At 58.3% G+C, this 18,850-nt stretch carries 19 protein-coding genes; 12 read left to right on the top strand and 7 right to left on the bottom strand.

Features of this window, described 5'->3' with window-relative positions; translation table 11 throughout:
• Nucleotides 1-17: 17 nt before the first annotated feature.
• From AC2FLG_RS14350 to AC2FLG_RS14340, 3 genes are all read left to right on the top strand, one after another.
• The gene (locus tag AC2FLG_RS14350; RefSeq protein ID WP_496706717.1) at nt 18-548 is read left to right on the top strand and encodes a gamma-glutamylcyclotransferase; all 531 of its coding nucleotides are present in this window, start codon (nt 18-20) and stop codon (nt 546-548) included.
• 69 nt (nt 549-617) lie between these two features.
• Nucleotides 618-1,799 carry a biopolymer transporter ExbB gene (locus AC2FLG_RS14345; protein WP_282021534.1) on the top strand — a complete coding sequence of 394 codons (1,182 nt, stop codon included), beginning with the start codon at nt 618-620 and terminating at the stop codon, nt 1,797-1,799.
• 3 nt (nt 1,800-1,802) lie between these two features.
• Nucleotides 1,803-3,482 (top strand): peptidoglycan -binding protein, encoded by a 1,680-nt coding sequence (locus AC2FLG_RS14340; protein ID WP_496706715.1) that lies wholly within the window; start codon nt 1,803-1,805, stop codon nt 3,480-3,482.
• Nucleotides 3,483-3,619: 137 nt separating this feature from the next.
• On the opposite strand, the gene clpA is transcribed toward AC2FLG_RS14340, so the two are convergent.
• Nucleotides 3,620-5,944, bottom strand: coding sequence for an ATP-dependent Clp protease ATP-binding subunit ClpA (clpA, locus tag AC2FLG_RS14335; RefSeq protein WP_496693892.1), 2,325 nt, complete (start codon nt 5,942-5,944; stop codon nt 3,620-3,622).
• Between the two features lie 174 nt (nt 5,945-6,118).
• Nucleotides 6,119-6,886 carry a hydroxyacylglutathione hydrolase gene (gene gloB, locus AC2FLG_RS14330; protein WP_496706713.1) on the bottom strand — a complete coding sequence of 256 codons (768 nt, stop codon included), beginning with the start codon at nt 6,884-6,886 and terminating at the stop codon, nt 6,119-6,121.
• A gap of 61 nt (nt 6,887-6,947) precedes the next feature.
• Between gloB and AC2FLG_RS14325 the strand changes: the two genes are divergently transcribed.
• The 7 genes from AC2FLG_RS14325 to AC2FLG_RS14295 all read left to right on the top strand — a co-directional run bounded on the left by AC2FLG_RS14325 (nt 6,948) and on the right by AC2FLG_RS14295 (nt 13,316).
• Nucleotides 6,948-7,682 carry a class I SAM-dependent methyltransferase gene (locus AC2FLG_RS14325; protein ID WP_142636487.1) on the top strand — a complete coding sequence of 245 codons (735 nt, stop codon included), beginning with the start codon at nt 6,948-6,950 and terminating at the stop codon, nt 7,680-7,682.
• Nucleotides 7,683-7,992: 310 nt separating this feature from the next.
• Nucleotides 7,993-8,553: a F0F1 ATP synthase subunit delta gene (locus tag AC2FLG_RS14320; RefSeq protein ID WP_142636489.1), complete on the top strand. Its 561-nt coding sequence runs from the start codon at nt 7,993-7,995 to the stop codon at nt 8,551-8,553.
• A complete protein-coding gene (gene atpA, locus AC2FLG_RS14315) occupies nt 8,554-10,092 on the top strand; it encodes a F0F1 ATP synthase subunit alpha (protein WP_142636491.1) in 1,539 nt (512 codons plus the stop codon).
• Nucleotides 10,093-10,107: 15 nt separating this feature from the next.
• Nucleotides 10,108-10,983, top strand: coding sequence for a F0F1 ATP synthase subunit gamma (locus AC2FLG_RS14310; protein ID WP_142636493.1), 876 nt, complete (start codon nt 10,108-10,110; stop codon nt 10,981-10,983).
• A gap of 20 nt (nt 10,984-11,003) precedes the next feature.
• Nucleotides 11,004-12,428: a F0F1 ATP synthase subunit beta gene (gene atpD / locus AC2FLG_RS14305; RefSeq protein WP_142636495.1), complete on the top strand. Its 1,425-nt coding sequence runs from the start codon at nt 11,004-11,006 to the stop codon at nt 12,426-12,428.
• Between the two features lie 12 nt (nt 12,429-12,440).
• Nucleotides 12,441-12,851, top strand: coding sequence for a F0F1 ATP synthase subunit epsilon (locus AC2FLG_RS14300; protein WP_142636498.1), 411 nt, complete (start codon nt 12,441-12,443; stop codon nt 12,849-12,851).
• A 114-nt stretch (nt 12,852-12,965) separates the two neighbouring features.
• Nucleotides 12,966-13,316 (top strand): H-type lectin domain-containing protein, encoded by a 351-nt coding sequence (locus AC2FLG_RS14295; RefSeq protein WP_281994982.1) that lies wholly within the window; start codon nt 12,966-12,968, stop codon nt 13,314-13,316.
• 14 nt (nt 13,317-13,330) lie between these two features.
• Here AC2FLG_RS14295 and rpiB read toward each other — a convergent pair whose 3' ends face one another.
• Both rpiB and AC2FLG_RS14285 read right to left on the bottom strand, forming a co-directional pair.
• Entirely contained in the window at nt 13,331-13,783 is a 453-nt protein-coding gene (gene rpiB, locus AC2FLG_RS14290; RefSeq protein WP_142636502.1) for a ribose 5-phosphate isomerase B, read from the bottom strand.
• A gap of 60 nt (nt 13,784-13,843) precedes the next feature.
• Complete coding sequence (locus AC2FLG_RS14285) at nt 13,844-14,863, bottom strand: ribose-phosphate pyrophosphokinase (RefSeq protein WP_496706712.1); 1,020 nt, start codon at nt 14,861-14,863, stop codon at nt 13,844-13,846.
• Between the two features lie 108 nt (nt 14,864-14,971).
• Here AC2FLG_RS14285 and AC2FLG_RS14280 point away from each other — a divergent pair, with 108 nt between their 5' ends.
• Nucleotides 14,972-15,574 carry a 2-hydroxychromene-2-carboxylate isomerase gene (locus AC2FLG_RS14280; RefSeq protein WP_496701482.1) on the top strand — a complete coding sequence of 201 codons (603 nt, stop codon included), beginning with the start codon at nt 14,972-14,974 and terminating at the stop codon, nt 15,572-15,574.
• A 9-nt stretch (nt 15,575-15,583) separates the two neighbouring features.
• Nucleotides 15,584-16,396 (top strand): alpha/beta fold hydrolase, encoded by an 813-nt coding sequence (locus AC2FLG_RS14275; RefSeq protein WP_496694699.1) that lies wholly within the window; start codon nt 15,584-15,586, stop codon nt 16,394-16,396.
• Between the two features lie 16 nt (nt 16,397-16,412).
• Here the strand turns inward: AC2FLG_RS14275 and AC2FLG_RS14270 are convergent, their stop codons facing one another.
• Genes AC2FLG_RS14270 through AC2FLG_RS14260 form a run of 3 tightly spaced genes read right to left on the bottom strand, consistent with a single transcriptional unit; the run spans nt 16,413 to nt 18,849 of the window.
• Nucleotides 16,413-17,447, bottom strand: coding sequence for a threonine aldolase family protein (locus AC2FLG_RS14270; protein WP_496701890.1), 1,035 nt, complete (start codon nt 17,445-17,447; stop codon nt 16,413-16,415).
• On the bottom strand, nt 17,447-17,920 hold the full coding sequence (locus AC2FLG_RS14265) for a YcgN family cysteine cluster protein (protein WP_496706710.1): 474 nt from the start codon (nt 17,918-17,920) through the stop codon (nt 17,447-17,449). Before AC2FLG_RS14265 ends, AC2FLG_RS14270 begins: the two co-directional genes overlap by 1 nt.
• Complete coding sequence (locus tag AC2FLG_RS14260) at nt 17,917-18,849, bottom strand: bifunctional riboflavin kinase/FAD synthetase (RefSeq protein WP_282021528.1); 933 nt, start codon at nt 18,847-18,849, stop codon at nt 17,917-17,919. Before AC2FLG_RS14260 ends, AC2FLG_RS14265 begins: the two co-directional genes overlap by 4 nt.
• Between the last annotated feature and the right edge of the window lies 1 nt (nt 18,850).

Raw genomic sequence — 18,850 nt, 5'->3', positions numbered from 1 at the left:
GGGCAAGGACCAGTGCTATGACGATGTGGGTTTTCGGATATGGGTCGCTGCTGTGGAATCCCGGCTTTCCCGTGTCCCGCAGCGAACGCGCAACCCTGAATGGATATGCGCGGTCTTTCTGCATGAGTTCGATTCATCACCGCGGAACCGAAGAGAAACCCGGCCTTGTTCTGGCGTTGGATGAACAGCAAAACACCCTGTGCAAAGGTCTGGCCCTCGCCGTCGAAGCAGGCCACGAAGAGCGTACCTTGCATGAACTGCGCGAGCGCGAGCTGATCTCGTCGGCCTATGTCGAAAAGATGCTGGATGTGCATTTGGAAACGGACGAGGTCGTAACGGCAGTCACCTATGTTATCGACGCAGATCACGTGCAGTATTGCGGGGGCATGCCGTTGGAAGACCAGGCGCAGATCATTGCCCATGCTGTCGGCGGGCGTGGTCCAAATACCGAATACCTTTATAACACAGCTGAACATCTGACCGAGATTGGTCTGCGTGATCCCGATCTTGAGTGGTTAGCGCAACGGGTGCGAAGCATTACCTCATAAACCCTTGGCGTCACCGGCAGATTTTCGGTAGATTCGCGTCAGAGCAGAAAAGAACCGGGAAAAACGCGCATGGCGCAGGCACAACAGGGCGCGAGACCGCATTTCTCGCAACCCATTCGTCAGATCGTAACGATGCTTGTGGCGATCGGCTTGGCTGGTATGGGCATCTTCATGGCGCTGCCTTACGTTTTGCCGGTTTTCTATGCAAACCCGTATCTGAACGGTTTTATCCTTCTGGTATTTTTCGTCGGCGTAATTGCCTGTTTTTATCAGGTGACACAGTTGATCGGTTCGGTGCGCTGGATCGAGTCCTTCGTTGGTGGCGTTGTTCATGAGGACGCGCGCACGCCTCAGCTTTTGGCACCGCTGGCGTCGCTGCTGCGGGACCGGGGTGCGCGGTCGCAGATCAGTTCCAGTTCGACCCGGTCTATTTTGGATTCGGTGGCCGAAAGGGTCGAGGAAGAGCGTGAGATCACGCGTTATATCACCAATGTTCTGATCTATCTTGGGCTTTTGGGAACGTTTTTTGGTTTGGCCACGACGGTCCCCGCTATTGTCGACACGATCCGCAGTCTCAATCCGCAGGATGGCGAAGAAGGGCTGGCGGTGTTCAATCGCCTGATGGTTGGCCTTGAAACCCAACTGCAGGGAATGGGCGTGGCCTTTGGGTCTTCGTTGCTGGGCCTTGCCGGATCGCTGATTGTGGGGTTGCTGGAACTGTTCGCGGGCCACGGGCAGAACCGGTTTTATCGAGAGCTCGAAGAATGGTTGTCCTCGATCACCCGTGTCGGCTTTGCAGCAGGCGATGACGGCAGCAGCACCGAACTGGCGGTTCTGACACCGGTTCTGGATGCAATGTCCGAACAGATGAACGCCCTGCAGGACTTGTTTTCGGCGCAGGAAACCGACCGGGCCGAGCTGTCGGGCAAGCTGGGGCATCTTGTCGGCGCAATCGGAGATATGAACCAGCGTCAGTCTGAGACCGAGAATGTCACCGCTGCGCTGGAACGTGTCGCACTGGGGCAGGACGCTCTGCTGGATCATCTGCGGGAACAGGGGACCAGCGAAGGAATAGACGCAGAAAGCCGCATGCGCCTGCGCTCGATGGATGTTCAGTTGCTGCGTATCCTCGAAGAAATTTCTGCAGGCCGCCAAGAAAGCATGAGCGAGCTGCGCAAGGACATCGAACTGTTGGTCAAAGCTCTTACATTGCCCAGAGGCGCCGTTCGAACCGCTCCGGAAGGAGAGTAATCCATGGCTCTGTCCCGTCGCACAGGTCAGCGGTTTCAGGGGTCGGTCTGGCCGGGTTTCGTGGATGCGATGACCGGGCTGTTGATGGTTCTGACCTTTGTGTTGACCATCTTCATGGTGGTGCAATTCGTGCTGCGCGAGACGATTTCGGGGCAAGAGGATGAACTGACCGCTCTGTCCGGCGAAGTGGCGGCCCTTGCCGGTGCGCTTGGGTTGGAAGAACGGAAAAACAGCCGCCTTCAGGCCCGGTTAGGGGCGCTGAATGCGACCCTGACGCAGGCCGAGGAAGATCTGGCGCAGGCGGAAACCAGGATCACGTCATTCGAAGCACAGGTCGCATCTCTGTTGGCCGATCAAGAGCGGTCGCTGGGGGTTATCGCCTCACTGGAATCTGAGCGTTCGGAATTGCTGAATGAACAAGAGGCCCTGAACCTGGCCCTTGCCCAAAGTCGTGCCGAGGTCGATGCCCAGGCCGAGGCCGCCCGGCTTGATGCTGCCCGCCGCGAAGCGCTTGAAGCGTTGGTGGCGGATCTGGAACAAAATGAGGCCGCGCAGGCCGCATTGGTCACCGAGCTTGAAGGCCAGCTTGACGCCGAAGAGGCCGCGCGCCTGGCCGAAGCTGCGGCTGCCGAAAACCTGCGCAATCGTCTGCAGGACGCGGATGCGGAACTGACCGCTATGACGCTGGCTCTGGAAGCGCAACGCAAGCAAGCCGAAGAAACCCTGACCCTGTTGGCCGCTGCGCAAGCTGCCAAGGCCGAGCTTGAGCGGCAATTTGGTGAACTTGATAGTCAGGAGTTGCAGGCCCAGCTGCAAGCGGCATTGGCCGCCCAAACTGACGCTCTGACAGCGGAGCAGATACAGCGTACATTGGCCGAAGAACGCGCAGCCTTGCTGGCCGTTGCGCGTGAGGCAATCTCTGCCGAGAAAGCCGTTTCAGCCAAGGCGCAGCGTCAGACTGCCTTGCTGAACCAGCAGATGGCAGCCCTGCGCGAGCAGTTGGGTGGATTGCAGGCCCTGCTGGACGATTACGTAGACCGCAACGCCGCCGCAGATATTCGTATTCAAACATTGGGTCAGGATCTGAACGCCGCACTCGCCCGCGCCGCCTCGGAAGAGCGTCGTCGTCGTCTGTTGGAAGAGGCCGAGCGCGCCCGGCTTGAGGCCGAGGCCGAGGCTCTTTCGGGTCAGAACCAAGAACTTACGGCGCAGGCCGAGGATCTTCAGCGATATCGCTCGGAATTCTTCGGTCGGTTGCGCGATGTGCTGGGTAATCAGGAAGGCGTTCGGATCGAAGGCGATCGGTTTGTGTTCTCGTCCGAAGTACTGTTCGATACAGGATCAGCAGTGCTGTCGCCCAAGGGTCAGCTTGAGATCGCCAAGGTGGCCAATATACTGCGCAGTGTCGCGGCTGAAATTCCCGAAGGCCTGAACTGGGTTATTCGCGTGGACGGCCATACCGACAATGTCCCGCTGGCCGGAACTGGCCGCTATCGGGACAACTGGGAGCTTAGCCAGGGACGCGCCTTGTCGGTTGTCCGTTATATGGTCGATGCGCTGGGTATTCCACCGCAACGTCTGGCGGCCAATGGCTTTGGTGAATTCCAACCCTTCAACCCCGCAAACACCCCAGAAGCGCGCGCTCAGAATCGCCGGATCGAATTGAAGCTGACCGAGCGCTGATTGCAGCAAGGAAGGCCCATTGTCAGAGTTGGGTGGTTTTCCGGGCGCCCCTGAGATTTTCTTTTGAGACAGGTGGCTCGGCTCGGGCAAGAAAAAAGCCCGGCGTAGAAGCCGGGCTTTGATTTGATGCGCTGCTTTTAATCTGCAGTCAGAAGCGGGGGTTTGTCGCCAGGGATGCGCGGTTGATCGGGGCCAAAAATGTCCAGATCCAGCTCTCCCTTCTTGACCGAGACGCGAACGACACCGCCCTTGGCCAGCTTGCCGAACAGCAGCTCCTCGGCCAGAGGTTTCTTGATGTGTTCCTGAATGACGCGTCCCAATGGGCGTGCGCCCATCTTGTCGTCATAGCCTTTGTCGGCCAGCCATTCGGCGGCTTTTGGCGTCAGGTCGATGGTCACATTGCGGTCCAGTAGCTGTGCTTCAAGCTGCAGCACGAACTTCTCGACCACCTGCAGGATGACCTCTTTCGGCAGCGGCGCGAAGGAAATGACAGCATCCAGACGGTTGCGGAATTCCGGCGTGAACATACGTTCGATCGCGGCGGTATCCTCACCTTCGCGGCGGTCGCGGGCAAAGCCGATGGCCGCCTTTGCCTGTTCTTGCGCCCCCGCATTCGAGGTCATGATCAGCACCACGTTGCGGAAGTTCACCGTGCGACCATTGTGGTCGGTCAGCTCTCCGTGGTCCATCACTTGCAGCAGGATGTTGAACACGTCCGGGTGGGCTTTTTCGATCTCATCCAGCAGCAGAACGCAATGCGGATGCTGGTCGACACCATCAGTCAGCAAACCGCCTTGGTCGAACCCGACATAGCCCGGAGGCGCACCGATCAGGCGGCTGACCGCGTGTTTCTCCATGTATTCCGACATATCAAAACGCAGCAGTTCCACTCCCAGCGTATCCGCCAGCTGTTTCGCGACTTCGGTCTTTCCCACACCGGTTGGGCCAGCAAACAGATAGTTGCCGATGGGCTTTTCCGGCTCGCGCAGACCGGCGCGCGCCAGTTTGATGGCGCTGGAGAGCGCCTCAATCGCCACGTCTTGTCCGAAGACCACCCGTTTGAGCGACTTTTCAAGGTCTTTCAGAACCTCGGCATCGTCCTTGGTGACGTTCTTGGGTGGAATCCGGGCGATCTTGGCAACAACGGCCTCAATCTCTTTGACACCGATGGTCTTGCGGCGCTTGCTTTCAGCAACCAGATGCTGGGCTGCACCGGCTTCGTCAATCACGTCGATCGCCTTGTCGGGCAGCTTGCGGTCATTGATGTAGCGTGCTGACAACTCGACCGCGGTTTTAATCGCGTCGGCTGTATATTTGATCTCGTGATGCTTTTCGAAATAGGGCTTCAGACCGCGCAGGATTTTCACGCTGTCTTCAACCGAAGGCTCATTCACATCGATTTTCTGGAACCTGCGGCTCAGCGCGCGATCCTTTTCGAAATGCTGGCGAAACTCTTTGTAGGTGGTCGAACCCATAGTGCGCAGTTTTCCACCCTGCAGGGCCGGTTTCAGCAGGTTCGAGGCATCCATTGCCCCGCCCGAGGTGGCACCGGCACCGATGACGGTGTGGATTTCATCAATGAACAGAACCGCGTCTGGGTGATCCTCAAGCTCGGTCACGACCGCTTTCAGGCGTTCTTCGAAATCACCGCGATAGCGGGTGCCCGCCAGCAATGCACCCATATCCAGCGAATAGATGGTGGTTTCTGACAGGACATCGGGGGCCTCGCCAGAAATGATCTTAAATGCCAGTCCCTCTGCGATTGCGGTTTTGCCAACGCCCGGATCACCGACTAGAAGCGGGTTGTTCTTGCGCCGGCGGCATAACACCTGAATGCAGCGCTCAACCTCATCAGCACGACCGATCAGCGGGTCGATATCGCCCGCGCGCGATTTCGCGTTCAGGTCGATGCAGTATTTCCCCAGCGCGCTTTCTTTTTGCTCGCCATCGGCAGTGCTTGCCGGAGATTCCTCTTCCGCCTGATCCGCGCCCGATACCGAACGGCTTTCGCCGTAGGCCGGGTCCTTGGCCACACCATGGGCGATGAAATTCACCGCATCGTACCGGGTCATATCCTGTTCCTGCAGGAAATAGGCTGCGTTGCTTTCGCGTTCGGCAAAGATTGCGACCAGAACATTCGCCCCGGTCACTTCGGTCCGGCCCGAACTTTGAACATGGATCGCAGCGCGCTGGATCACACGTTGGAAAGCGGCTGTCGGTACAGCCTCGGATCCGTCAATATCGGTGACAAGGTTCGAAAGGTCTTCGTCGATGAATTCCACCAGAGTGCTGCGCAACTCGTCAAGATCGACGCTGCAGGCTTTCATCACGCGGATCGCATCGGGCTCTTCCAACAATGCCAGAAGCAGATGCTCCAGCGTTGCGAATTCATGTCGCCGTTCATTCGCAGCCGCCAGGGCCGCGTGGATGGCTTGTTCTAGTGTGCTCGAGAATGAAGGCACGCGGGTGCTCCTCTGTCTTGGGTCAGAAGGGGGCGGGCTGAAGGCCGGATCCCCATCCCAACCATGTCCTCATACTATTAGAGTTTGGTTGATCAGAGCCCGGCTTCAAGGGTTTTCTTGCTCTTGACAGTCACATTTGTTGTGACCGTGGCTGTGAAGTAGGTGAAATAGGTATCAAAACCGATCTTTTCTAGCCCTGATTTCAGCAAAAATTTTGGCTGGTTCGGCTCCTGCCATACCCAGATGCGCCTGAATCGCCGGGTCAGCAGCGCGCAGGAAGGGGTTAGTGGCCTTTTCCAGCGCCAGAGTGGAGGGAACTGTAGGCTGTTGGGCGGCTCGGGTGCGGTCAATTTCTGCGACGCGTTTCTGCAGCGCAGAATTTCCTGGATCGACGGTGAGAGCGAATTTGGCGTTGGACTGCGTGTACTCGTGCCCTGAACAAACCAGCGTGTCATCCGGCAAGGCGCTCAGTTTACACAGCGATTCCCACATCTGCGGTGCGGTGCCTTCAAACAGGCGTCCACAACCCATTGCCATCAGGCTGTCGGCGGTAAAGACCACCGCGCTTTGCGGCATGTGAAAGGCGATATGACCAAGAGTATGCCCCGAAACGTCCAGAACAAGGACGGGTTCCCCGCCGATTTCAAAACTGTCGCCGTCATTGACCTGTTGATCCAAGGGTGGCAGGCGATGTGCGTCGGCTGCCGCGCCGATCACCGTCGCCGGGTGCTGTTCCAAAATGGCCGGCAACCCGTCGACATGGTCGAAATGGTGATGCGTGAGCAACACATGAGACAAGCCCCAGTCACGTCGTTCCAGTTCTGACAGAATCGGGCCGCTTTCAGGCGCGTCGATTAATGCGGTGTTGCCGCTAACCGCGTCATGCGCCAGAAATGCGTAGTTATCGCTGAGACATGGGATGGTGACGATCTCAAGAGGCATGGCCTTTTGCCCTTTCGTTGCTAGACTGCGCTCAGCTAATCCGATTGGCCAGGTGTCCGCAATGCATCTTGATGTGCAGGATCTGAGGAATTTCTACTACCGCAGCACTCTTGGTCGTGCGGCGCAGGCGGCCATTCGTGGGCGAATGATTGACCTGTGGCCCGAGGCCAAAGGTCAAACCGTCGTAGGGTTTGGCTTTGCTGTGCCGTTGTTGCGGCCCTACCTGAAAGATGCGCGCCGCGTCATCGGGCTGATGCCCGGGCCGCAGGGGGTGATGCCCTGGCCTGCGGGAATGCCCAACGTATCTGTTTTGACGGAAGAGACCTTGTGGCCGATTGAAACGGGGCATGTGGACAAGCTGGTGGTGATGCATGGACTTGAAACGTCACAACGTCCCGCCGAATTGCTGGCGGAATGCTGGCGTGTGCTTGGTCCCGGTGGACGGGCGCTTTTTATCGTACCAAACCGTGCGGGGCTGTGGTCACGGACCGATCGAACGCCATTTGGATTCGGGCGACCATATTCTGCCTCGCAGTTGGAAAGCCAGCTAAGAGCGCATCACTTTATGACGGATAACTATTGTTCCGCCTTGTATTTGCCTCCGTCCTTCCGTCGGTTCTGGTTGAAATCCGGCAGCCTGATAGAGAAAACTGGCCAGCGCTTGCCGACGATCATGGCAGGCGGCGTTCTGATGGTTGAGGCGACAAAGCAAATCAGACCGCCCAGCGGAACCGTCACCAAAGCGACAGGGCGCCGTCAGATCAAGGCGCTGGATGGCCTGCTCAAGCCAGCCTAGCGCAACGCCGGTACTACCTTCCGTCACAAGGCCGAAACACGCGAAAATGGCTGCAGGAATCGCAAAACCTTGCGGTTTGGTAACATTTTTCACCCTCATCAGCCGTATAAAAGGGTCGCACCCAAGCTAAGTATCTGAAATAGAACGCTTTGTGGATAAGGTGCCCATGGTGATAATATGTTGCTAGCTGGGTTTACCTCTGCTACATCCCCGTTGATTTTGATCCCCGGCCTTATGGACGGGGTTTCTTCACGCCCCCGGGTAGCTGCCGCAACGCGAATTCGGGGCCCAAAATATCGGAAGGGTGGACGTGTCCGAACCAGCTTCGATTTCCACAGGCATCGCCGAGCGCTATGCCACAGCGATTTTTGAGATCGCTAAAGAGAATAAAGACCTCGCAGGTCTGGAAACCGGAATCAACGATCTGGCAGCAGCATTGGGCGACAGTGCCGATCTGCGCGACCTGATCGCCTCGCCTCTGGTTTCGCGCGCTGAACAAGAAGGCGCGATTACAGCGATTGCCGACAAGATGGGTCTGAACGCCATCCTGCGCAACACGCTGGGTCTGATGGCGCAGAAACGCCGTCTGTTCGTTGTGCCGCAACTGGTGCAGGTTCTGCGCGACATGCTGGCCGAAGAGCGTGGCGAAGTGACCGCCGATGTCGCCTCGGCCAAGGCGCTGACTAAGACACAGATGGATAAACTGTCCAAAACGCTGTCCGAGCGTGTGGGCAAGACCGTGACAATAAATGCGACCGTTGATGAAAGCCTCATCGGCGGTCTTGTCGTTAAAGTGGGCTCGAAGATGATCGACAGCTCGATCCGCTCCAAGCTCAACTCCCTACAGAATGCAATGAAAGAGGTCGGATAAATGGGAATCCAAGCTGCAGAGATTTCTGCAATCCTGAAGGACCAGATCAAAAATTTTGGTCAGGAAGCCGAAGTGGCCGAAATCGGTCGCGTGCTGAGCGTCGGTGACGGGATTGCCCGTGTATACGGCCTGGACAATGTGCAAGCCGGTGAGATGGTCGAATTCCCCGGTGGCATCATGGGCATGGCGCTGAACCTGGAAAGCGACAACGTCGGTGTTGTTATCTTTGGATCTGACCGTGACATCAAAGAAGGTGACACTGTTAAGCGCACCAACTCGATCGTGGACGTGCCAATCGGCAACGGTCTGCTGGGTCGTGTTGTTGACGGCCTGGGCAACCCGCTGGACGGCAAGGGCCCAATCGAATCCACCGAGCGCGGCGTTGCAGACGTCAAAGCGCCGGGCATCATCCCGCGTAAATCGGTGCACGAGCCGATGGCAACCGGCCTGAAATCGGTCGATGCGATGATCCCGATTGGCCGTGGCCAGCGAGAGCTGATCATTGGTGACCGTCAGACCGGTAAAACTGCCGTTGCTCTGGACGCGATCCTGAACCAGAAAGTGTACAACGAAGCAGCGGGCGACGACGAGTCCAAGAAGCTGTACTGCGTTTATGTGGCCATCGGCCAAAAGCGTTCGACCGTTGCGCAGCTGGTGAAGAAACTGGAAGAATCCGGTGCGATTGAATATTCGATCGTTGTGGCTGCAACCGCGTCCGACCCGGCGCCGATGCAGTTCCTGGCACCCTATGCCGCGACCGCGATGGCTGAATTCTTCCGTGACAACGGCCGTCACGCGCTGATCATCTATGATGACCTGTCGAAACAGGCCGTGTCCTATCGTCAGATGTCGCTGCTGCTGCGTCGCCCGCCCGGACGTGAAGCCTATCCTGGCGACGTTTTCTACCTCCACTCCCGCCTGCTGGAGCGTTCGGCGAAGCTGAACGAAGATTTCGGCGCGGGCTCGTTGACGGCTCTGCCGGTTATCGAAACTCAGGGTGGCGACGTTTCGGCGTTTATTCCGACCAACGTGATCTCGATCACCGACGGCCAGATCTTCCTGGAAACCGAGCTGTTCTATCAGGGCATCCGTCCTGCTGTGAACACCGGTCTGTCGGTTTCGCGTGTGGGCTCCTCGGCTCAAACCAACTCGATGAAGTCGGTTGCTGGCCCGGTTAAGCTGGAACTGGCTCAGTACCGTGAAATGGCTGCCTTTGCGCAGTTCGGTTCCGACCTTGACGCCGCAACCCAGCAGCTGCTGAACCGTGGTGCGCGTCTGACCGAGCTGATGAAACAGCCGCAGTACTCGCCGCTGACCAACGCTGAAATCGTTTGCGTCATCTTCGCTGGCACCAACGGTTACCTCGACAAGATCGACGTCACCGATGTTGGCCGCTATGAAGCTGGCCTGCTGGCGCATCTGCGTGGCAAGCACGCGGATCTGCTTCAGTGGATCACGGACGAGGACCCCAAGATCAAGGGCGACGCTTCCGACAAGATCAAGGCTGCGCTGGACGAATACGCCGCAACCTTCGCTTAAGGGAGAGGCGGGCACATGCCAAATCTTAAGGATCTAAAAAACAGGATCGAGTCGGTCAAATCGACCCGCAAGATCACCAAGGCCATGCAGATGGTCGCGGCCGCAAAACTGCGCCGCGCCCAGGAATCTGCCGAAGCCTCGCGCCCCTATGCCGCACGGTTCAATGCCGTGATGGCGGGGCTGGCGGCATCGGTCGGGGGCAGCGACAGCGCCCCCAAGCTGCTCCGTGGTACGGGCAGTGATGATGTCCATCTGCTGGTTGTCATGACAGCTGAACGCGGCCTGTGTGGCGGCTTCAACTCGAACATCGCCAAGCTGGCCCGCGCCAAAGCATATGAGCTGAAGGCCAAGGGCAAGACGGTCAAAATTCTGACCGTTGGCAAAAAAGGTCGTGATGCAATCAAGCGCGACTTTGGCGACCTGTTCGTGGGCCATGTCGATCTGAGCGAGGTCAAGCGTTTGGGCTATTCCAACGCGCAGGACATCGCAAAAGACGTCCTGTCCCGTTTCGACGCGGGTGAGTTCGACGTAGCCACGATCTTTTACTCGAAGTTCGTCAACGTCGTAAGCCAGACCCCGACGGCACAGCAGATCATCCCTGCCTCGTTCGAGGATGTCGAAGGGGACGACAGCGGCGCGGTCTTTGATTACGAGCCCAGCGAAGAGGCCATCCTGGCCGATCTGCTGCCCAAGGCGGTTGCGACTGCGATCTTCTCGGGACTGCTCGAAAACGGGGCCTCGGAACAGGGTGCACGGATGTCCGCGATGGACAACGCGACACGCAACGCGGGTGAGATGATCGACAAGCTGACGATCCAGTTCAACCGTTCGCGTCAGGCCGTGATCACCAACGAGCTGATTGAAATTATTTCCGGCGCCGAAGCGCTGTAGAGACAAACCGGAGACGAAACATGGCGAATGCAAAAGGCAAAGTCACTCAGATTATCGGGGCCGTCGTCGACGTGCAGTTCGATGACGCACTGCCTGAAATTCTGAACGCGCTGGACACCACCAACAACGGCAAGAAGCTGGTTTTGGAAGTGGCACAGCACCTGGGCGAAAACACTGTCCGCACCATTGCGATGGACGCGACAGAAGGTCTTGTACGTGGTGCCGAAGTCACCGACACCGGCGCACCGATCGCGGTTCCGGTCGGCAACGCGACCCTGGGCCGTATCCTGAACGTTGTGGGCGAACCCATCGACGAAAAAGGTCCCGTGGAAACCACCGAAACGCGCTCCATCCACCAGGACGCGCCGGATTTCGCTGATCAGGCCACTGAATCCGAAGTTCTGGTGACCGGCATCAAGGTTGTTGACCTGCTGGCCCCTTACGCCAAAGGCGGTAAGATCGGCCTGTTCGGCGGCGCCGGTGTTGGCAAAACCGTTCTGATCATGGAACTGATCAACAACATCGCCAAAGTGCACTCGGGCGTGTCCGTGTTCGCCGGTGTTGGTGAGCGGACCCGTGAAGGCAACGACCTGTATCACGAGATGATTGAATCCGGCGTTATCGTTCCCGACAAGTTGGAAGACTCGAAAATCGCGCTGGTTTACGGCCAGATGAACGAGCCTCCGGGAGCCCGTATGCGGATCGCTCTGTCGGGTCTGACCCTGGCGGAACAGTTCCGTGATGCAACCGGTGCCGACGTTCTGTTCTTTGTCGACAACATCTTCCGCTTTACGCAGGCGGGTTCCGAGGTTTCGGCTCTGCTGGGTCGTATTCCTTCGGCGGTGGGCTATCAGCCGACACTGGCGACCGACATGGGCGCGATGCAGGAACGCATCACCTCGACCAAGTCCGGCTCGATCACGTCGGTTCAGGCCGTCTATGTTCCTGCGGATGACTTGACCGACCCTGCGCCGGCCACCTCGTTCGCACACTTGGATGCGACCACCGTTCTGAATCGTGCGATCTCGGAAAAGGGTATCTACCCTGCCGTTGACCCGCTCGACTCGACCTCGCGTCTGCTCGACCCGGCCATCGTCGGTGAAGAGCATTATACCGTTGCGACTGACGTTCAGCAGATCCTTCAGCGCTATAAGTCGCTGCAGGACATCATCGCGATCCTCGGCATGGACGAACTGTCGGAAGAAGACAAACTGACCGTGGCCCGTGCCCGTAAGATTGAACGCTTCCTGTCGCAGCCGTTTGACGTGGCCGAAGTCTTCACTGGCTCGCCTGGTGTTCAGGTTCCTCTGGATGTCACCATCGCGTCGTTCAAGGCCGTTGTGGCCGGCGAATACGATCACCTGCCCGAGGCAGCCTTCCTGATGGTTGGCGGCATCGATGAAGTGATCGCCAAAGCGGAAAAGATGGCCGCAGAAGCCGCCTAAGGAGCACACCTGATGGCAAACACGATGCACTTTGACCTCGTCAGCCCCGAGCGGAGCCTTGCTTCGCTCGCGGTGACTGCGGTCCAGCTTCCCGGCGCGGACGGGGACATGACGGCGATGCCCGATCATGCCCCCACCATCACCACGTTGCGCCCCGGCCTGCTAAAGGTCGAGGCACCCGAAGGGTCCAGCGAATACCTGGTCACCGGCGGGTTTGCCCAGATCAATGGCGACAGCATGTCGGTTCTGGCCGAAAAGGCCATTCCGGTCTCTGAAGTGACCCGCGCGCATCTGGACGATCTGATCGCCGAGGCACGTGCGTCGCATGACGCGGCCAAAGGCGGCGACGATCAATCAGTCGTCGACGATGCGGCCAAGCTGCTGGCCGATATGGAAGCTCTTGGGACACATATGAGCCTGTAAGTTTCAGGACATGTAGATTTAGAAACGGCCCTGCCTGTGCGGGGCCGTTTTTTTGTGGTGATTTTGGATGAAGGGCGGTCTAAGGTTCCGTAATTCTTTATAAAAGACGACAAAATGCAGACTTTTAGTACCCATCCGATTGGTATCGACCAAGGCGAAGTTGTGCTGTTCTCCGACTTCGCAGATGGCGGTGACATGTGGACAGGCGAGGGGCCGCGCGAACGACGCTCGGACATTGAATTCAGCCAGCCATACCGTTCCGCGCCTGTTGTACAGATCAGCGTGTCACTGTGGGATGTTGATACATCTTCGGCATTGCGTGCCGAGGTCAAGGCCGAGGACATCACGCCCGTGGGATTTTCTGCGGTGTTCCGTACCTGGTCGGATACCCGCATCGCGCGCATCCGAATATCTTGGACAGCGTTCGGCGAGGTGCCGCATGAGGATGACTGGGATATTCTGTGAAGCCAGCCTTGGGTTTAGGACTCGTCCGATGCCTCTATCATGGCGACCCGGTGTGCATGCCGTCCGCCTTCGAATTCGGCTGACAGGAACGCATCCACTATATCCAGCGCCTGACCCTCACCCACGACTCGGGCGCCGACAGACAGCATGTTGGCGTCGTTATGCTGGCGGATCATGCGTGCGGAAAAGGCATCCGAGCAGACACCGCAGCGAATGCCGGGGACCTTGTTGGCCGCCATCATGATACCTTGACCCGTTCCACACAGAACGATGCCAAGCTGACAATCCCCGGAAGCCACTGCTTGGGCGGCGGCTTTGCCATGAACAGGGTAATGGGTGCTCTCAGGTGTCTTGGGGCCGATATCGACGACGTCCCATCCCTGGGCCGCAATATGAGAGGCAACCGCCTGGCGTAATTCGATAGCTGCGTGGTCGCTGGATAGAACAATGCGTTTTGAGGCTGTCACGGTAAACTCCGACCTGTATTGCAGAAAGAAAAGAGGCGGCCCTTGGTCCGCCGCGTTCGATCAATCCCTATGATACATCGACTCGTAGATCGGCGTCAGGGTCTTATCCTCGAACAGTGACGATACACTGGTGCCGTTCCAGATATTCAGGATCGCCTGCGTAAAGATCGGGGCTGTGGGCACGATGCGGATGTTCTTGGCCTTTTTAATTTCTTCTGTCGGCTGGATCGTGTCGGTCAGCACCAGAGATTTCATCACCGAATTGGTCACGCGTTCGACCGCAGGGCCGCTCATGACGCCGTGTGTGATGTAGGAATGAACTTCTTTCGCACCATTATCCAGCAGTACTTGCGCCGCTTTGCAAAGAGTACCGGCCGTGTCGCACATGTCGTCCACGATCAAACAGATCTTGTCTCTGACATCGCCAATTACGGTCATCTCAGCGACTTCGCCGGCTTTTTCGCGGCGTTTGTCCACGATCGACAGCGGGGCGTTGATCCGCTTGGCCAACTCGCGCGCCCGGGCCACGCCGCCCACATCGGGCGAAACGACCATAATCTCGTCGAGGCTGTCCTTGAACTGATGTTTCACATCCAGCGCAAAGATCGGCGAGGCATAAAGGTTGTCGACAGGCATGTCGAAGAACCCCTGAATCTGCGCTGCGTGCAGATCCATGGTCAGGATACGCTCGATCCCGGCGCCAGTCAGCATGTTGGCCACCAGCTTGGCGCTGATCGGTGTGCGGGCCTTGGTGCGGCGGTCCTGGCGGGCATAGCCGAAATAGGGGATCACGGCGGTAATCCGTTGGGCCGACGAACGGCGCAGCGCATCAGCAATGATGAGTAGCTCCATCAGATTGTCATTGGCCGGGTTCGAGGTGGGCTGGACGATGAACATATCTTCGCCGCGCACGTTCTCGAACACTTCGACAAAGATTTCACCGTCGTTAAACCGTTCGACCCGGGCATCGACCAGACCCTGATCGACGCCGCGATACAGGCTCATTCGGCGTGCAATGGATTCGGCAAGCGGAAGATTAGCGTTCCCAGCGATTAACTTGGGTTCGTGAAGTGTCGGCATCGGCTGAGGTCCCCGGGCAGCAATGGCAAATGTGACAGATTCGTGATGTTGACACCGCTTAGCATGGCCTTACCGTCCAGCAAAGATAACGCTGCGGAGAAAGTGAACATGGCCCAAATTGACTACTATTTTGCGACACTCTCGCCATACACCTACCTGGCCGGACTGCGCCTGGAGGAGATTGCGGCCAAACATGGTGCGACAATCAACTACAAGCCGCTTGATATCGTCGCCCTGTTCGGACGCACGGGAGGTGTTCCGCCCAAGGACCGCCATATCTCGCGCATCGAATACCGGACGCAAGAAATGCAGCGACAGTCGAAAAAGCTGGGCATGGCGTTCAATCTGCGGCCGGCCCATTGGCCCACCAATGCGGCGCCGTCTTCCTATGCCATTATCGCGGCCATTCAGGACGGGTCGGGGAATGTGGGGCAGCTGGTGCATTCCTTTGTGCGCGCCTGCTGGGCCGAGGAAAAGGACATCGCGCAAGACGACGTAATCCGCGCTTGCCTGGCTGACGCTGGGTTTTCCCCGGATCTGGCCGATAGCGGCTTGCTGCTCGGGGCTGAGACCTATACCGCCAATCTGGAAGAAGCCGTGGAACGCGGAGTTTTTGGAGCTCCGTTCTATATAACGGAGGACGATCAGCGGTTCTGGGGCCAAGACAGGTTGGACGATCTGGACAGGCATCTGGCCGGGCTGAAGGAATAGGACACGATAATGGCCGTTGCGCAGAACCTGCATGTCACGCAGTTGGGGCAGGGTGATCGCCCTGTGCTGGCCTTGCATTGCACCATTGCTCATTCCGGGGTCTGGGCAGGCCTAGCCGCGGCGATGAAAGGGCAGGCAAGTTTTATTGCACCGGATATGCTGTCCCACGGGCGCAGCCCCGACTGGGATCGCCAGGGGGATCTGTATGACCGGCTGACCGAAGCCACACTTGAACATCTGACCGAGCCGATGGACGTGGTCGGGCATTCTTTTGGCGCGGCGATTGCATTGCGGCTGGCGGTTGAGCACCCAACATTGGTTCGCAGTGTCGTACTGATCGAACCGGTGTATTTTGCGGTGGCACAGCAGGATGCCCCGGACCTTGTGGCGGAATACGCGCATGTTGCCCAACCCTGTATGGACGCGCTTGCATCAGGCGACGAACCTTTGGCGGCAAGGCTGTTCAACCGGTTGTGGGCCGGAGATAGGGGACCGCGTTGGTCAGACATGCCCGAAACTGCACGGGCGGGGATGGTGCGTGGAATTCATCTGGTGTCCGAGGTCGAAAACGAACTGATAATGGATTCCAAAGGCTTGCTACGGCCCGAGCGGATCGCACACGCCAATATGCCGGTATTGCTGCTGCATGGCGCGCTCACCCACCCAGTGATGGTCGCGATAAACTCTGGATTGAAATCCCGTCTTCCAATGGCCGAAAGCACCGTGATCGAAGGGGCAGGGCATATGGCTCCGATCTCTCACCCGACAGAGACCGGCGCTCTGATCGAGGCTTTTTGGAACAGACTGCCTGCCACTGCCTGAAGCTTCGGGCGCGTCGTTACAAGAGCGCGATGAACCGATCAATTTGCGCAGGCTCGATGGACCAGTCACAAACCAGCCGACAGGCTAGAATTTCGCTGTCATCTGCCCCGTCCAGCTCTGCCCCCCACAGGTGGTAAACAGCACCTGCGGCATGCAGTTGCTTGTGTTGGGCGCGTGAAAATTGGGCAAAAATCATATTCGCCTGCGGCGCGTGCAGGAAAGAGGCACCTTTGGCCCGCAACCCCTCGGTCAGACGGGCGCAGTTGTTATTGGCCTGACGGGCCAGTTTCAGCCACAGATCATCCTGCAGATACGCCGCCATTTGGGCGGACAGATAGCGGTGCTTGGAGAACAAATGCGCCCCGCGCTTGCGGCGCAATTCGAATTCCCAGGCTTTGCTTTCATCAAAGAAGACAACGGCTTCGACGCCCATCAGCCCGTTTTTGGTGCCGCCAAAACTGACCGCATCCACGCCTGCTTTCCACGTCATCTCGGCGGGTGAGCAGTTCAACGCAACAAGGGCGTTGGAAAAACGCGCACCGTCCAAATGGACAGGCAGCCCATACTCTTTGGCCACAGCGCAGAGCGCCTGCAATTCTGACAGGGTGTAAACAGACCCTCGTTCGGTCACCTGCGTAATGGATACAGGTCCGCGTTGCGGGCCATGCACACCGCGTGTTTCTTCGGCCAGAATCGAGCCGCGCAGCGCGTCCGGCGCCATCTTGTCCGCGCCCGGAACCAGCGTCAGCTTGGCGCCGCTGTAAAACTCGGGCGCGTTGCACTCATCCTCGTGGATATGGGCCACGGGTGAGCAGAACACCGTCTCCCACGGCTGCGCCAGCGTCGCCAGCGCCAGCGAATTCGCGGCCGTCCCGGTGGCCACCAGATACACGGCGGCGCCAGGTGCCTCGAACACCCCGCGAATGCGATCCCGGACCTCATTCATCAGGGTGTCGGTTCCATAGGCCATCTGATAGCCCTGATTGGCAGCATTCAGCGCTTCCATGACCGCCGGGTGAACCGGCCCCGAATTGTCAGAGGCAAAGTACATTAGCTGGGCTCCTCGATGATATGATCTTCCCACTCCTCCAGCGGAGTTTCGAATTCGGACACGGTCCGCCCCTGAACCGAGACTCCGGCGGCATGAACGCTGTCCGGTGTGCCAGAAATCAAGGGGTGCCAGTCGTTTAGGGGTTTGCCCTCCCACAACAGGCGATAGGCACAGGTCTGTGGCAGCCAATAGGCGTGATCGTTGATGTTGCCCGGCGTCATCACGATACATTCCGGCACAAATTGGTGGCGGATATCGTATTGGGTGCAGCGGCAACTTTCGTCATCCAACAGACGGCAGGCGACGCAGGTCAGGGCAACCTCACCGGTGTCTTCATCTTCCAGTTTGTTCAGACAACATTTGCCGCAGCCATCGCACAAAGCTTCCCATTCGGCTTGGTTCATGCGGGTTAGCGGTTTTCGTTCCCAGAACCTGGGGGCCAGGCCGGTGCGGTCGATCGGATCCGTTGTCATCGGTCCGCCAGCAGGCCGCGGGCCTTGTCGCAATCGGCATCCATCTGCGCGATCAGGCCGTCCAGACCGTCAAAGGTCATCTCGGGGCGCAGGTATTCTACCAGACCCACCGACAGGGTCGCGCCATAAAGGTCACCCGAGAAGTCGAACAGGAAGGTTTCGATATTGGGGACCTCACCATTGAACATCGGTCGCGTCCCAACCGAGGCTGCGCCTTGATAGCTGCCCAGATGAGGTCCATCCAGAACATCGACCAGAACGGCATAGACGCCGAATCTTGGCGGATGCAGCCCCTCAATGGACATGTTTGCGGTGGGAAATCCCAGTTCACGGCCCCGTTGTTCTCCTCCGATCACCTCGCCTTCGATCCGGTGCCAGTGACCTAACATAGTAGCGGCATCCTGCGGGCGGCCCTCGGTCAGTGCAGTACGGATCGCAGTGGAAGAAACGACATTTTCGGACCGCTCCATCAACGGAGCGATGGTGACACCGAACCCCATCTCTTGCCCAAAGAGCACCAAGTCATCAGCGGTGCCGCTGCGGCCTTTGCCGAAACAGAAATCGGCACCTACGACGACATGCGACAGGCCGAGCCCGTCGCAGATCACGTTGCGGGCGAATTCCCTGGGCGTCAGGCCAGCCAATGCGGCGTTGAACGGCAGCTCATACAGCTTTTCGACCCCCAGTTTTGCTAACCGGTGCGCGCGGGCATTGCCGCGCATCAGGCGAAAGGGCGGGGTGTCCGGGGCGAAGTATTCTCTGGGATGCGGCTCGAATGTCAGTACGCCCAAAGGTGCACTCGGCGCGGCGCTGAGGGCCAGTTCAATCACAGATTGGTGGCCGATATGAACGCCGTCGAAATTCCCGATCGCCACGCTGGCGCCGCGATCTTGGGGTTCGATGAATTGGAGGTCACGAATGATGCGCATA

Source organism: Ruegeria sp. CDSA193, assembly GCF_059611885.1.
This window is presented reverse-complemented; position numbering and strand designations above follow the sequence as displayed.